Origin of the sequence: Sorangium sp. So ce295 (genome assembly GCF_051527405.1) — a bacterium.
GTDB lineage: Bacteria > Myxococcota_A > Polyangia > Polyangiales > Polyangiaceae > Sorangium > Sorangium cellulosum_B.
In genome coordinates this window covers 7,588,623-7,603,270 of record NZ_CP150324.1, presented here as the reverse complement: position 1 = coordinate 7,603,270, position 14,648 = coordinate 7,588,623, and the positions used below count along the sequence as shown (strand labels likewise).

The 14,648-nt window shown below is 73.4% G+C and carries 12 protein-coding genes; 8 read left to right on the top strand and 4 right to left on the bottom strand.

Going from position 1 to position 14,648, the window contains the following annotated elements; genetic code table 11:
• Window positions 1-23: 23 nt before the first annotated feature.
• A complete protein-coding gene (locus tag WMF11_RS28855) occupies window positions 24-866 on the top strand; it encodes a glutathione S-transferase family protein (protein WP_437902466.1) in 843 nt (280 codons plus the stop codon).
• 66 nt (window positions 867-932) lie between these two features.
• On the opposite strand, the gene WMF11_RS28850 is transcribed toward WMF11_RS28855, so the two are convergent.
• On the bottom strand, window positions 933-1,973 hold the full coding sequence (locus WMF11_RS28850; protein ID WP_437541608.1) for a phosphatase domain-containing protein: 1,041 nt from the start codon (window positions 1,971-1,973) through the stop codon (window positions 933-935).
• 536 nt (window positions 1,974-2,509) lie between these two features.
• Between WMF11_RS28850 and WMF11_RS28845 the strand changes: the two genes are divergently transcribed.
• Window positions 2,510-4,441 carry a M2 family metallopeptidase gene (locus tag WMF11_RS28845; RefSeq protein WP_437979355.1) on the top strand — a complete coding sequence of 644 codons (1,932 nt, stop codon included), beginning with the start codon at window positions 2,510-2,512 and terminating at the stop codon, window positions 4,439-4,441.
• Window positions 4,442-4,468: 27 nt separating this feature from the next.
• Window positions 4,469-5,056 carry an RNA 2',3'-cyclic phosphodiesterase gene (gene thpR, locus WMF11_RS28840; protein WP_437902465.1) on the top strand — a complete coding sequence of 196 codons (588 nt, stop codon included), beginning with the start codon at window positions 4,469-4,471 and terminating at the stop codon, window positions 5,054-5,056.
• 64 nt (window positions 5,057-5,120) lie between these two features.
• Here the strand turns inward: thpR and norR are convergent, their stop codons facing one another.
• Window positions 5,121-6,698 carry a nitric oxide reductase transcriptional regulator NorR gene (gene norR / locus WMF11_RS28835; RefSeq protein ID WP_437972973.1) on the bottom strand — a complete coding sequence of 526 codons (1,578 nt, stop codon included), beginning with the start codon at window positions 6,696-6,698 and terminating at the stop codon, window positions 5,121-5,123.
• 329 nt (window positions 6,699-7,027) lie between these two features.
• Between norR and WMF11_RS28830 the strand changes: the two genes are divergently transcribed.
• Window positions 7,028-7,486 carry a globin domain-containing protein gene (locus WMF11_RS28830; RefSeq protein WP_437902463.1) on the top strand — a complete coding sequence of 153 codons (459 nt, stop codon included), beginning with the start codon at window positions 7,028-7,030 and terminating at the stop codon, window positions 7,484-7,486.
• A 56-nt stretch (window positions 7,487-7,542) separates the two neighbouring features.
• Here the strand turns inward: WMF11_RS28830 and WMF11_RS28825 are convergent, their stop codons facing one another.
• Window positions 7,543-7,956: a secondary thiamine-phosphate synthase enzyme YjbQ gene (locus tag WMF11_RS28825; RefSeq protein WP_437972972.1), complete on the bottom strand. Its 414-nt coding sequence runs from the start codon at window positions 7,954-7,956 to the stop codon at window positions 7,543-7,545.
• Window positions 7,957-8,125: 169 nt separating this feature from the next.
• Here WMF11_RS28825 and WMF11_RS28820 point away from each other — a divergent pair, with 169 nt between their 5' ends.
• Window positions 8,126-8,479 (top strand): HNH endonuclease, encoded by a 354-nt coding sequence (locus WMF11_RS28820; RefSeq protein ID WP_437541598.1) that lies wholly within the window; start codon window positions 8,126-8,128, stop codon window positions 8,477-8,479.
• 98 nt (window positions 8,480-8,577) lie between these two features.
• On the opposite strand, the gene pdxH is transcribed toward WMF11_RS28820, so the two are convergent.
• Window positions 8,578-9,165, bottom strand: a complete 588-nt coding sequence (gene pdxH / locus WMF11_RS28815) for a pyridoxamine 5'-phosphate oxidase (protein WP_437902461.1) — start codon at window positions 9,163-9,165, stop codon at window positions 8,578-8,580.
• 259 nt (window positions 9,166-9,424) lie between these two features.
• Here pdxH and WMF11_RS28810 point away from each other — a divergent pair, with 259 nt between their 5' ends.
• From WMF11_RS28810 to WMF11_RS28800, 3 genes are all read left to right on the top strand, one after another.
• Complete coding sequence (locus WMF11_RS28810; protein ID WP_437972971.1) at window positions 9,425-10,975, top strand: protein kinase domain-containing protein; 1,551 nt, start codon at window positions 9,425-9,427, stop codon at window positions 10,973-10,975.
• Between the two features lie 161 nt (window positions 10,976-11,136).
• Window positions 11,137-12,162 (top strand): hypothetical protein, encoded by a 1,026-nt coding sequence (locus WMF11_RS28805; protein ID WP_437972970.1) that lies wholly within the window; start codon window positions 11,137-11,139, stop codon window positions 12,160-12,162.
• 910 nt (window positions 12,163-13,072) lie between these two features.
• The gene (locus tag WMF11_RS28800; protein ID WP_437972969.1) at window positions 13,073-14,551 is read left to right on the top strand and encodes a PQQ-dependent sugar dehydrogenase; all 1,479 of its coding nucleotides are present in this window, start codon (window positions 13,073-13,075) and stop codon (window positions 14,549-14,551) included.
• Window positions 14,552-14,648 lie beyond the last annotated feature (97 nt).

Genomic DNA, 14,648 nt, shown 5'->3' with positions numbered 1-14,648 from the left:
GTCCAGGGCCATTGGAGATGCTCATGCCTGATGCTGGCGCGAGCGCGCCCCTCCGCCTCATCACCATTCCCTGGAGCCACTTCTGCGAGAAGGCGCGGTGGGCGCTCGATCGCGCCGGCGCGCGGTACCGGGAGGACGCCTACCTCCCGCTCGCCCACGCGCTCCCTTCGCTGAGGGCCGGCGGGCGCCGCTCCGTGCCGGTGCTCGTCTCGCCGGCGGGCGTGCTCGCCGACTCGACGGACATCCTGCGCTACGCCGACACGCTCGTGCCGCCGGAGCGCGCGCTCTTCTTCCAGGGTTCCCGCGAGCCCGGCGCGGGCCGCGCCGAGGTCGAGGCGCTCGAGGAGCGCTTCGACGCCGACCTCGGCCCCGCGACCCGCCGCGTCGCGTACTTTCACCTCCTGCCCGACGAGGAGGGCGCGTTCGCCTTGATGGGCGGGTCGTTCCGCGGGCTCGAGGGCGCCGGCGCGGCGCCGCCCTGGTGGTTCGGGCGTGGCATCTTCCGCGCTTACTACCCGGTCGCGCGAGCGGTCATGAAGCGCGTCATGCGCATCGACCCCGCCGCCGCCGAGCGCTCGCGAGGCAAGATCCGCGCGGTCTTCGACGCGGTGAACGAACGCCTGCGCGATGGGCGCCCCTTCCTCGTCGGCGACCGCTTCTCGGCGGCCGATCTCACGTTCGCCGCGCTCGCCGCGCCGCTGCTCGTGCCCGAGCACCACCCGTCGCCGCTCCCGCCGCCCTCCGAGCTGCCGTCCGAGCTCCGCGCGCTCGTCGAAGGGCTCCGCGCCGAGCCGGCCGGCGCGTTCGCCCTGCGCATGTACCGCGAGCAGCGGCGCGCGAGGCCTGGTCGAAGCGCCGGCGGGTGACGCTCGACGCTGCCCGGCCGCGGGCCGGCGCCGGCGTCGGCCCGCGAGCTCACGCGAGCGGCGCGCTCACGCGAGCGCCGGCACGCCCGCGATGAGCTCCCGCGCCGCAGGCCCTGCCTTCAGCGGGTCGCGGTGCGCGCCGAAGTGCCGCGCGTGATCCCGGACCGCGCCGATCGCCGCCTCGGGGGCGAGGCCGTGCCGGGCGCGCAGCCACGCTGCGAGCACGACGCCCGCGCGGCCCGCGCCGGACGCGCAGTGCACGACGGCGGGCGCGCCGCTGGACTCGGCGCGCCTGAGCGCGTCGAGCGCGCGCTCCAGCGCGTCGGGCGAGGGGAGCGCGCCTCCGTCGAGCGGCACGTGCGTCACCCGGAGGAACTCGCGCTGGTAGCGGCCGAGGAGCGGGATCCGGTGGAGCGCCAGCTCTCCCTCGTCGAGCAGGCAGAGCACCTCGCGGATCCCGTGCCGCGCCATGAAGGCGAGCCACGCCTCGACGGGCGCGTCGCTCGGATCCGGGTGCGCTGCCGAGCTCGGCGGCGCGACAACGGACGAGCGGATCCCGGAGGCCGACCAGTTCGCCATCCCGAAGCCGGGCCGCTCCGCGCCGTGGACGATCCGGTCGAGCGGCGACGCGGGCGCGAAGTTGAAGGGGGCCGGCGTCGCCTGCTCGTGCGCGCTCCGGTAGAACAGCTCGAACTCCGCGACCGACGCCTCGAGCTCGGGGTCGTCGATGGAGCCTGGCCGCACGCGCCGCACCTCGGCGATGGCCTCGGCCGCCGATCTGCCCAGCGACACGAGGCGGCACGCCAGCACGACCCCGGTGCGCCCGACGCCGCCCTCGCCGTGAACGGCGATCGGCCGCGGCGCCCGCCCGAGGAACGCCACGGCGCGGAGGAGGTCCGCGCTCGGGATGCGCGTGAAGTCGGCGAGCGGGCAATGCAGGTGGATGAGCGGGCCCACCGCCGCAGGCGGTGGCGCCCGACGCGAGAGCGACACCAGGCTGCGGAAGCCGAGCTCCGCGAGCTCCTCGACCGCCTGGGGCGCGTGGGGATAGGCCATGCCGGCGAGCTCGCCGGGGATCACGAACGAGAAATTTTCGAGCTCACTCATGGCCGTCGCTCGGTGCGCAGGGGGTCGTGGCTCGCGCCTCGGGGTGGGGCATCCGTCTGCACCTCACCTCGAGATCGCAGCTCGTCGCAGCGCTTCGCCGCCTCGCGCTGCGAGGCGACCGGGAGCGGCTGCTCCGGGCCGTCGGGCGGCGGCCGCTCGTCCATCCTGCGGGCGAGCGGGGCGCCGGGCGGGCGGCGGCGGCGAGGCCGAGGACCGCCGAGAGCGTGGGCCTGGGCGCAAGGGCATTCCTCATGGTGGGTGAGCATTGTAACGGCAGTTCACCGCCGCATGGCAGCCGTCACCGCGGGGCGGTTCGTCCAGGTCGCGCCGACCCGCGCGAATCGCGGACGGTACGGGTGAATCGCGGACGGTGCGGGTGACTCGCGGGGGGCGCGGCTGAATCCGGAGGGGCGGCGCGGCGGGGGCCGCGCCCCGACGATCGCACGTCGCTCCTGGTTCCCTCGGCACGGTCCGGCGTGTATGAAGGGCCCGTGGTCCGCTTTGCCCTCGCCCGGACGGCCATCGCGCGTCCGCTGATGCTCGTCGCGCTCGGGCTGGGCGCGGCGTGCAGCGGCGCCGCTCCGCCGGCGACGGCGCCAGCGCCGCCGCGCCAGGGGGAGGAGGCGCCGGCGCCCGCGGCGGCCCGGCCGGAGGCCGCCCCCCCGCAGGCGGCGCCGCCCAGCCCGGCCGAGGCGCAGGCCTTCGTGGCCGCCGTCGACCGGGAGCTGCGCAGGCTGCGGATCCAGTCCGCGCGCGCGTCCTGGGTCAACCAGACCTACCTCACGGACGACACCGACGCGCTCGCCGCCTCTGCCGAGGAGGCGAGCATGGAGTACCTGAACCGCACGATGAAGGCGGCGGCGCGCTTCGACGGGCTCGCGTTGCCCGCGGACGTCGCCCGCCAGCTTTCGCTCCTCAAGATCTCGACCTCCCTTCCGGCCCCGAGCGACCCGGCGGAGCGCGCCGAGCTCGCCGCGCTCTCGGTCGAGATGACGAGCCTGTACGGCAAGGGAAAGCACTGCCCGAAGGCCAGGCCAGGGCGGGCGACGCCCGCGGGCTTGGGCGCGGCGCGCGCCGCGGGCGCCGGGGCCGAGCCGAAGTGCCTCGCGCTCGACGAGCTCGAAAACCTCCTGAAGACCAGCCGCGACTGGGACGAGCTGCTCGATGCGTGGGCGGGCTGGCACGCGATCGCCCCGCCGCTCCGGCCGAAGTTCGAGCGTTACGTCGCCCTCGGCAACAAGGGGGCGGCGGAGCTCGGCCTCCCGGACGTCGGCGCGCTATGGCGCGCCGGATACGACATGTCCCCCGAGGCGTTCGAGGCCGAGACCGAGCGGCTCTGGGGCAAGCTGAAGCCGCTCTACGACGAGCTGCACTGCTATGTGCGCGCGAGGCTGCGCGCGATCCACGGCAAGGACAGGATCGGCGAGAAGGCCCCGATCCCGGCGCACGTCCTCGGCAACATGTGGGCGCAGGAGTGGTCGAACGTCTACGCGCTCATGGAGCCGTACAAGGGCCAGCCCTCGCTCGACGTGACGCGGAAGATCAAGGCGAAGAAGCTCGACGGGAAGCAGATGGTCGCGCTCGGCGAGCGGTTCTTCACCTCGCTCGGGTTCGACCCGCTGCCGGCGACCTTCTGGGAGCGATCGCTGCTCAAGAAGCCGGCCGACCGCGAGGTCGTCTGCCACGCGAACGCCTGGGACGTGGGCGACCGGGGCGATCTCCGCCTCAAGATGTGCATCGAGCCGAGCGAGGAGGATCTCATCACGATCCACCACGAGCTCGGGCACGTCTATTACTTCCACCAGTACTACAAGCTCCCGATCCTGTTCCAGTCGGGCGCCAACGAAGGCTTCCACGAGGGGATCGGGGACACGCTGGCCCTCTCCGTGACGCCGAGCTACCTGAGGTCGCTGGGGCTGCTCGACAGGGTGTCCGAGGACGAGAAGGGGGTCATCAACTTCCTCTTCAAGAAGGCGCTCGACAAGATCGCGTTCCTCCCGTTCGGCAAGCTCATCGACCAGTGGCGGTGGGATGTCTTCTCGGGCAGGACGAAGCCGGCCGACTACAATGCGGCGTGGTGGGCGCTGCGGCTGAAGTACCAGGGCGTCGCGCCGCCGGTGCAGCGCAGCGAGGCCGATTTCGACCCGGGGGCGAAGTTCCACGTCGCGGCGGGCGTCCCGTACATGCGCTACTTCCTGGCGCACGTCTACCAGTTCCAGTTCCACCGCGCGCTGTGCAAGGCGGCCGGGCACACGGGGCCGCTCCACGCGTGCTCGATCCACGGCAGCGCGGCCGCGGGCGAGAAGCTGCGCGCCATGCTCTCGCTCGGCGCGAGCCGCCCGTGGCAGGAGGCGATGCAGGCGGTGACGGGGGAGACCGCGGCCGATCCGGGCGCCATGCTGGAGTACTTCGAGCCGCTCCGGAGGTGGCTCAAGGAGCAGAACAAGCGTGAAGTCTGTGGGTGGTAATTGAGCGTGGGTGAGCGTAGGTGAGCTGTGCGCGTCTTCGTCGCTGTTGATCCGGGAGCCGAGCTCCTCGCCAAGATCGGAGATCTCCTGCGGGAGATCTCGCCGCGGGCTCCGTCCGCCAAGTGGGTGGAGCCTGCCGGGCTGCATATCACGCTCGCCTTCATGGGCGAGATCGGAGAGGAGCGCCTGCCGCTCGTCATCGCTGCGGCCGGGAGCGTCGCTGCGTTCCACAGGCCGCTCACGTTGCGCATCGAGAAGGGCGGCGCGTTCGGAACGCGGCGTCGCCCGCGCGTGCTCTGGCTCGGCGTGGGCGGCGCTGTCGGCGCCCTCACCGCGATCCACCGCGACCTGGAGCAGACGCTCTCGATGTCGACGGGCTACGTCCCCGAGGACCGGCCGTTCGAGCCGCACCTCACCCTCGCCCGCTCGCGCGATCCGCGCGGCGATCCGGCGCTCGACGCCTGCGCTCAGGCGGTCGGCAGCGTCGACTTCGGCGAGACGCGGGTCGAGGAGATCATCGTCTACCAGAGCGAGCTGACCCCGAAGGGGGCGCGCTACACGGCGCTCGCGCGCGTGCCGCTCGAGGGGATCGGCACCCCCGAGCAGGCGCGCTGAGCGTCGTCCTCCGTGGAGGCGCCGCGCTCCGTCCTTCGAGAGGACGGCGTCTCGCTCGGGCGCCTCAGCGCTTGCGCGGCCCTGCCGGAGGGATGAGCCCGAGGCGCACCGCCTCCTTGTAGGCGAACGATCGGCTCAGCCCGAGCAGCCGTCCGGCCGTCGCCGCGTTGCCGCCTGCCGCCCGGAACGCTCGGGCGAACGCCTCGCGGCGGGCCCTCTCGAGCGCCTCTGCCAGCGGCTCCACGGGCTGCCCCAGCGACCCGTCCGCGAGCCGCAGCCGCTCCCCGGGGAGCTCGATCCGCGGGGCGAGCGAGCGCTCCTGCGCGCCGCCGTCGATCGCGTCGAGATCCTCGCGCCGCACGACGAGCGCCCTGCCGGCCGCGCTCTTGCCCTCCGCCATCGTCCGGCGAAGCACGGCGCGCTCCACGGCGTTCTTCAGCTCGCGGACGTTGCCCGGCCACGCTCCCTGCGCGAGCGCGCCCAGCGCCGGCTCGGTGAAGTCCACCCGCCCCGCGCCGAGCTCGGCCGCGAGCTCGGCGGCGAAGCGCTCGCAGAGGGCGGGGATGTCCTCGCGCCGCTCGCGCAGGGGCGGCACGCAGATCGGGTAGACCCAGAGCCGGTGGAACAGATCGGCGCGGAAGCGCCCCTCGGCGACCTCGCGCCGGAGATCGCGGTTCGTGGCCGCGACGACCCGCGCGTCGACGCGGCGCGCCCGGTCCTCGCCCACGGGCTGGATCTCCCCCTCCTGCAGCGCGCGCAGGAGCTGCGCTTGGGCGGAGAGCGGGAGCTCGCCGATCTCGTCGAGGAAGATCGTCCCGCCGTGCGCCGCCTCGAACCTGCCAGCGCGCGCGGCCGTGGCGCCGGTGAACGCGCCTCTCCTGTGGCCGAAGAGCTCCGATTCGACCAGCTGCGCGGGGATCGCCGCGCAGTTGACGATCACGAGCGCCCGGCGCGCCCGGGGCGATCGCTCGTGCAGCGCGCGGGCGACGAGCTCTTTCCCCACGCCCGTCTCGCCCGTGACGAGCACCGGCACCGACAGCGGGGCGAGCACCGCGATCTCGCGCTCGATCCGCCGCATCCCGGCCGAGCGGCTCGCCGGCGCCGGACCGCTCGACGCCGGGCCGAGCGCGCGGCGCGCCTCCGGGCCGGCGCCGAGCGGCCCGGCGCCGGCGTCGAGCCGCAGCGCGCCGGCGCAGAGCCCCGCGAACACGCGCGCGTCCTCGTCGCGCAGGCCGCGGAGGCCATGGGGATCGCAGGCGTCCAGCGTCAGCAGCCCGGCGAGACGGCCCTGCACGTGCAGCGGGACGGCCATGCAGGCGTGGATCGGGTGGATCTCTCCGGGGCTGCCGAGCAGCCAGCCGCTGTAGGGGTCGGGCTCGCTCGGATCGAGGAAGCGGATCGGCCCGGCCGCCTGCGTCGCTCTGCGGAGGCGCGGGTGCTCGGCGGGCCGGAAGCTCATCCCCAGGGCGGCCGGCGACAGCCCGATCTGCGCGGCGACGCCGACCGAGCCGTCCTCCGCCGCCGTGAGCACCGAGAGCGCGTCCGCCGCCGTCACCCGCGCGAGCGCGCGGAGGATCCGCTGCAGCGCCTCGTCGCGGGCGGGCGCTTCGGACAGGCTGAGCACGGCGTCGAGCAGGGTCACGCGGGTTCCTCGAGGAGACGGAGGCGACGGAGGTTTCCTGTCGGAGACACCGGCAGGAAACACCGTGGGGTGCAGCGGAGCAAGGCGCGCGGCGGGGCGGCGCGCGGGTGGGCGCCGCCGGAGCGGCCACCCTCGGCAGCGGGCCAGGTTTCCCGTGGGAAACCGCCGCCGGCTGCCGAGGTCGCGCCGATCCGGCGAGGATCGACGCGATCCCCGGAGAAACGCTCCTGGCACGGCCCGTGCGAACGCGTTCGGCCAGCGCGAGCCGACGGGCGAATCGACCGCCGACGACGGCTATCACCGGCACAGCGCCCGGCCTGGAGGTTTTCATGGGATTGAACGTTGGCTTGCTGCGGGAGAGCTTCGAGCTCGTGATCGAGAGGGCGCCCAACCTCACGCACCGTTTCTACGGGATCCTGTTCTCTCGGTATCCGCAGGTGAAGCCGCTCTTCGGGCGCAATAGCCAGGAGCAGCAAGAGAAGATGCTCACCGAGGCGCTCGCCGCGGTCATCGACCGGCTGGAGGACGCGTCGTGGCTCGAGGAGAAGCTCATGGCGATGGGGGCAAAGCACGTCGATTACGGCGTCACGGACGCGATGTACCCCTGGGTCGCCGACGCGTTGATCTCCGCGATGGCCGAGGTCGCGGGGGCGGACTGGTCCCCGGCGCACCAGCAGGCCTGGACCGACGCGCTCGGCGCGATCGCCTCGCTCATGCAGCGCGGGGCGAGGGAGTACGGCGCCGCGACGCCGCACGCGTCGCCACCGGCGGCGCACGCGGGCGGCTAGGGAGACGAGCCCCCTCGCCCCTGTCGCCCGCGGGGCCCGCGCGTCGGCCGGCGGCGTCACTCTCCCATCGCCTTCACGACGACGCGCTTGCGCCGTCCGCCGTCGAACTCCGCGTAGAAGATCTGCTGCCAGGGCCCGAGATCGAGCTTCCCCGCGGTGATGGGCACGATCACCTGGTGGTGCACGAGGATCGATTTGAGGTGGGCGTCGCCGTTGTCCTCGCCGGTCCTGTGGTGCTTGTAGTCGGGCCCCTCGGGGGCGAGCTGCTGGAGCCATGTCCAGATGTCTTCCCAGAGGCCCGGCTCGTGGTCGTTCACGAACACGCCGGCGGTGATGTGCATGGCGCTCACGAGGACCATGCCCTCCCGGATGCCGCTGGCGGTGACGACGGCCGCGACGCGCTCGGTGACGTTGATGAGCTCGCGCTTGGCCTTCGTCTCGAAGTAGAAATAGTCGGTCTTCGATTTCATGGCTTCTCCCCCGCGCGGGTCACGGAGCGTGACGGAGCGCGTGATCGACGATCGCGCCGCGGCCGCCTGCCGCCGCGGGCGCGCGCCGGCTCCGGGGCTCCATAGCCCACCTCCTGGCCTTTCGCGAACCGCGTGCGGGCGCAGCGCCGTGGGGCTACGATCGAGCGCCGTGAAGGCGGCGCGGCGGCGGCTCATCCTCGAGATCGTGGCGACCGACGCGACGTTCGAGCGCACCGAGATCCGGGGTCAGGCGGCGTGGGTGGGCAAGTGCATCCATTGCCTCTCGCACGTCGTCGTCGGCCTCGACGGCGAGCCGATCCAGCGCGCGACGATCGAGCACATCGTCCCGCGCACGCACGGCGGGACGGACGCGCTCGACAACCTGGCGCTCGCGTGCGGCCGGTGCAACGCGCTGAAGGGGATGCGGCTCGACGTCCGGCGCCGCGACGATCCGAGGCTCGTCGCGGTGATCGAGCGGCTCAGGGAGCGCAAGGCGAGCCGCCTCCGCGGCGCCGGGACGTAGCGCCGCTCCGCCGTGGCGCCGCGGGCCTGCACCGCCCTGGATCCCCCGTCGGGAGCCCGACGCGCGGCCGCGAGGGCTCCCTCCTCGCGGCGCCGCGCTCAGGGGTAGAGCCGCTCGACGCGCCAGCCGTCGCCGTGGCGGACGTAGACCACGCGGTCGTGCAGGCGGTTCTCCTGGCCGTACCAGAACTCGACGCGCTCCGGCACCACCCGGTAGCCGCCCCAGAACTCCGGCCGAGGCACCGGCCGGCCCTCGAAGCGGCGCTCGATCTCGCGCACCCGATCGAGGAGCGCCTCGCGCGAGGGCAGCGGCGCGCTCTGCCGGGACGCCCACGCGCCGATCTGGCTGCCCCGCCCGCGGGTCTCGAAGTAGGCGTCCGACTCCGCGTCGCTGACCCGCTCGATCCGCCCCTCGACGCGGATCTGCTCCGCGGCCTTCGCCCAGTGGATGCACAGCGCGGCGAACGGGTTCGCCGCGAGATCCATCGACTTGCGGCTCTCGTAGTTGGTGAAGAACACGAACCCGCGATCGTCGATGCCCTTCAGCAGCACCATCCGCGCCGAGGGGCGCCCGGACGCGTCCGCCGTGGCGAGCGTCATGGCGGTCGCGTCGGTCGGTTCGGTGGTTTGCCGCTGCTCGAGGAGCTCGCGCGCGATGACGAACGGATCGGTCGGCTCGGTGATCATGGTGAAACGGTGCTCATGGTGAAATTGCGTCATGCATATACAAGCAGAGCGCGCCGCTGGCGAACCCGCGATGCATGCGAGCAACGCGCGCGCGCTCGGGTGGCTGCGTGGCTGCGTGGCTGCGTGGCTGCGTCGCTGCATGGCTGGGTCGCTATGGCGGCACGGCGGCTTCCCTCGTCCCTCGCTGATTTCCGGGAAAGCTCGCGTTGTCGCGCACGCGCTGGTTTGATACTAGCGGAGGGGCGGAGCGAGGGCGTGCATGGTCGTACCGGTGAGCGTGGGGGACGTCCTCGCGGAGAAATACGAGGTCGAGCGCGTCCTCGGTGAAGGCGGGATGGGCGTGGTCGTCGCCGCCCGCCATCTCCTGCTGGGCGAGCGGGTGGCCATCAAGTTCCTGCTGCCCCAGGCCCGCGGGCGCGCGGACCTCGTCGCCCGCTTCCTGCGCGAGGGGCAGGTCGCGGCGCGCATCCGGAGCGAGCACGTGACGCGCGTGTACGACGTCGGCACGCTCGCGCGCGGCGAGCCTTACCTCGTCATGGAGTACCTCGAGGGGACCGACCTGAAGGCCGTCCTGCGCGATCGCGGGCCGCTCCCGGTCGCGCTCGCCTGCGACTACCTGCTCCAGGCGTGCGACGCGCTCGCGGAGGCGCACGCGCTCGGCATCATCCATCGGGACCTGAAGCCGGCCAACCTGTTCCTGACCCAGCGGGCCGACGGCAGCCCGCTCATCAAGGTCATCGACTTCGGCATCTCCAAGATGGCCCTCGCGGCGGAGGCGACGGCGCCCAAGGCGCACGACATGACCGAGAGCTCGGCGATGCTGGGCTCGCCGTTCTACATGGCGCCCGAGCAGATGGTCTCCTCGAAGAGCGTCGACGCGCGGGCCGACGTCTGGTCGATGGGCGCCATGCTCTATCAGCTGCTCACGGGCGCCGTCCCCTTCCGGGGCGACTCCCCGATGGCCATCTACGACCGCATCCTCGAGGGACCGCCGCGGCTCGACGCGCAGCGGTCCGACGCGCCCGAGCGCCTCGGCTGGGTGGTCCAGCGCTGCCTCCAGAAGAGCCCTGCCGATCGCTTCGGCAACATCGCCGAGCTCGCCGCCGAGCTCGCTCAGTTCGCGCCGCCGCACGCGCGGCACCTGGCCGATCGCGCCGCGCGCGTGCTGCAGATCCGCCTCGACGCGAGCGCCGAGGCGGGCCGCGCGCCCGGGCAGCCCCGGCGCTCGAGCTCCACGTCGCCCGGGCCCGCCGGCGGGACGCCGTCGTCCAGCGACCCGGATGGGAAGGGCGTGGCGGCCGGCTCCGCGTGGGATGGCGCGCCCACGGCGCTCCTCGCGGACGGCGCGGCGACGGATCGCTCCTGGGGCGGCACGCGCGCCTCGTCGCGCCAGGGCGGCGGGGCGCGCACCCTGGGGATCGCGGCGGCCCTCGCGGCGGCGCTCGTGGGCGCCGCGGGGCTCGCGTGGCTCGTGTGGTTCGCGCTCCGCGCCCCCGCGTCGGGTGGGGCGCCGCTCGCCGCGCCGGCGCCCTCGGAGGCGCCGCTGGCGCCGGAGGTACCCTCGCGCGACGCGGCGGTGCCCGCGGCCGATCTGGCGGCGGGCAAGGCGGCCGAGCTCCTCGACGGCGGCCCTGCGCCGCCGCCTGAAGCGCCCGTGCCCGAGGTCGCGACGGCGCGGCCGACCGCGAGCGGGTCTGCGGCGCCGCGGCCGCCGGGGTCGTCGAAGGGCGCGCGGCCGTCGGGGCGGACCCAGCCGCCGACCCGCCCCACGTCGACCGCGCCGCAAGACTTCTTTTCCGATCCGCGATGACATCCCGTGAGCCCAGGAGAGGTGCCGTCTTGCTTTGCCATCGTCGTCTCTCGAGCCCCTGTCCGGAATCCGGCGGCCCTGCTGCGGTCTCCCGCGCGCCGCTGGCCGGGTCCGGTCGCCGTCGAGCGGCAGCGCTCCTGTCGGCGATCGCTGCGCTCGCCTTGCTCGCGCCGGCCGCGCGCGCCGCCGAGCCGACCCGGGAGGAGCGCGCCGCCGCGGTCGCGCTGTTCGACGAGGGCCGCGCGCTGATGGCCGCGGGGAAGCACGCCGAGGCCTGTCCGAAGTTCGCCGAGAGCCATGCGATCGACCCCGGCATCGGCACCCTCTTCAACCTCTCCGACTGCTACGAGCGCACCGGCAAGATCGCGACCGCGTGGATCGGCTTTCGCGACGTCGCGGCCGCCTCGCTCTCGGCCGGGCAGACGGAGCGCGAGCGGGTGGCGCGCGGCCGGGCCGCCGCGCTCGAGCCGCGGCTCTCCCGCCTCCAGATCGTGGTCCCGCCGGCGGCGTCGATCGCGGGCCTGGGCCTCACGCGGGACGGGGTCGCCGTGGGCAGCGCGCTCTGGGGGACGGCGGTGCCGCTCGACCCGGGCGAGCATCGGATCGCCGCCGCCGCGCCTGGCTACGAGCCCTGGGAGGTGAAGGTCACGATCGACAAGCCGGGCGTGGTGAGCGTGACGGTGCCGGCGCTCGAGCGCGCCACGGAGACGGCCTCCGCCCCGGGATCGAGCGGCGCGTCGACGCCGGCGGTCGCGGCGCCGCCTCCTGTCCGTCCGCCGGCGAGCGACCCGCCCCCGGCGCAGGGGGGGAGCATCCGCAAGCCGCTCGGCATCGTCGGGGTCGGGCTCGGCGTGGTCGGGCTCGGCGTCGGCACGGCGCTCGGCTTCATGGCGAAATCGACGTTCGACAAGGCCACCGAGGGCGGCCATTGCGACGAGGCGGGCCGCTGCGTCGATCAGACGGGCCTCGATCTGCGCGACGAAGCGGTGGCGAAGGGCAACATCGGGACGGCGGTGTTCATCGCGGGTGCGGCCCTCGCCGTGGGCGGGGCGATCCTCTGGATCACCGCGCCGTCTGCGCCTGACGCCGCGGCGTCCGCGCGCGGCCGCGGGCCGACGGCCGGCGCCCCCTGGAGCGCGCGCGTCGGCCTGGGCCCCGGGAGCGTGTGGATCGCGGGCACTCTCTGAGCGGCGCGCCACAGGAGCAGGAGCGGCCGTCGTCGCAGCGGCGGAGCGCGGGGCGCCCCACGACGTCCGGCATCGAGCCGGGTGAGGCGATTGGCACCGATGACAGAGGAGAGCCGGCGTGAGCGAGGGCGCCCCGAGATACCGGCGTTCAGCGCGGCCCCGCGATTGACACGGATCACCTCTCCGACATGGCGCCGTGCGGCGAGCTGACCGATGATGCCGAGTCGATCGGCATCGATTGCGGTGCACGGGTGAAACACAGCACGTCTCTCCGCCCGGGCTCGTCCGGCGCGGTGAGCCAGGCGCCTTCGCGCTATGGCGCGGCGCGGCTGGCCTGCTGGTGACGCTCCGCGCCGGCCAGCGAGCTCCGGCGGCGAGGGCGTGGCGAGCGATGATCCGTCGCAGGCGATGATCAGAAGGGTCCTGGACGGGAATATAGCCCCGGCCCCGAGCGGACCTCGGGGACTCGCACGTACCGCTCTGTTTCAAATATCCACTTCGACGAGTGAGCAGCGCATCGATGGCCCACGCTGGCGTGCGCCGGGCGCATTTCATCTGAACGGCAGATCAAATCATGGCAATGCTGCTCGACGCCGGTCGAGGGGCGCTTTTCTCCCATTGCCCGATTGCGGTGGCGACCGTTTGAGCGAGCCTGTCGAATGCCCTTGAGCCCACCGGCCCTGGGGAGAGGTGCGCCCCCGGCGTCTCCGATCTCGCATCGAGCAAACGTGCGCCGTCGGCCGGCCAGGCGAGCGCGTGTTGGCGTTCTGCAGGCATGATCCGTCACCTGCTCACGCCGGGCTCCGATGTCCTGTTCTTTCGCCCGGCGGTAGTTCATGAGTGCGCCACGGCGCTTGTCATGTATAGAATGCGTCTCATGACGAAACAGCGTTCAACCTTGGCTTTGTGGATGACCTTCGCGCTGGGTGGCGGCGCGTGTCTCGCGCTGGGCGCCGGTGCGTGCAGCGACGACGGGGCGACCAGCTCTGGCGACACCGTGACGAGCGGGGGGAACCAGGGCTCCTCCGGTGCGCAGACGGGGACGGGGGCCGGCGCTGGCTCCGCCTCCAGCTCCGGCGCGGGCGCTGGCTCCGGCTCTGGTTCCGGCTCCGGCACCGGCGGTGGCAGCAGCACCTCGTCGTCCGGGACCACCGCGGGACAGGGCGGCTCCGGCGCCGGCGGCGGCGACCCGGTGGCGTGCGATGCCAGCGCGGCGCCTGACGTCGGGAAGCTGGCGCTCGCTCCCGTCGTCAGCAACGTGGACAAGCTGGTTTACGCCGCTCAGCCGAAGGGGTCGAGCGACTGGTATCTCGTGCTGCAGACCGGGCAGATCCGCGTGTTCTCCGGCGGTCAGCTGCGCAGCGAGGTCTTCCTCGACGTGAGCAGTCAGATCCGGCTCAGCTCCGGCGGCTTCGACGACGAGCGCGGGCTCATCAGCATGGCGTTCCCGCCCGACTACGCGACGAGCGGCAAGTTCTACATCATGATGACGGCGACCACGGGCACGGACATGAACCGTGACATGGTGGTCGAGTACAAGCGTTCCAGCGAACCTTACGTGGCGGATGCGAACTCGGCGAAGACGATCGTGCGGCTCGACACGTCCGCGGTGAATCACAACGGCGGCCATATCGCGTTCGGGCCCGACGGCATGCTCTACGTCGGCACGGGCGACGGGGGCGGGTCCTGCAACAGCGACAAGCCGGGCGGGTCGCAGGACCCGGCCTCGCTGTTCGGCAAGATCCTGCGCCTCGATCCGAATGCTGCCGAGCCGTACGCCGCGGCCGGCAATCCCCTCGACGGCGCGGCCTCGCGGGTCTGGCACTATGGTCTGCGCAACCCGTATACCTTCACCTTCGACCGGGGGACGGGCGACCTCTTCATCGGCGACGTCGGCCAGGATAGCTACGAGGAGATCGACTACGTTCCTGCCGGCACCTCGGGGCTGAACTTCGGCTGGCCGAAGTGGGAAGGCACCCACGCGGATACCTGCCAGGGGCGCACCATGCGCGCGGGCGATACGCACACCCCGCCCATCACCGACATGGATCGGCGGCAGAGCGCGACAGGGCCGTACCGCGACTACAAGTCGGTCGTCAGCGGGTTCGTGTACCGGGGCAGCCAGGTGCCGCAGCTCCGGGGCGTCTACCTGTTCGGCGACTACACCGGCGGGAAAATGGGCGCGCTCATGCAGTGCGGGGCGCAGACGTCGCCCATCACGGTCATCAGCAAGAACCCCGATCCGAACGCGCCGAACGCGCCGGCGTTCGCGCGTCAGGGCAGCCTGCCGACCTTCAACGCGCTCACCGCGATCGTCGAGGACAACGACGGCGAGCAATACTTCGTCGCGAACCGCAACAGCCTGGTGAAGATCGTTCCCGGGACCTGACCAGGCATGTCCAGGGCGCGGGCGCCGGATCTCGCGCCCGGCCCTGGATCCGGCGCGCGAGCTCCCGCCCGCTCCGGCACGCGGGCGGCCACGCGCG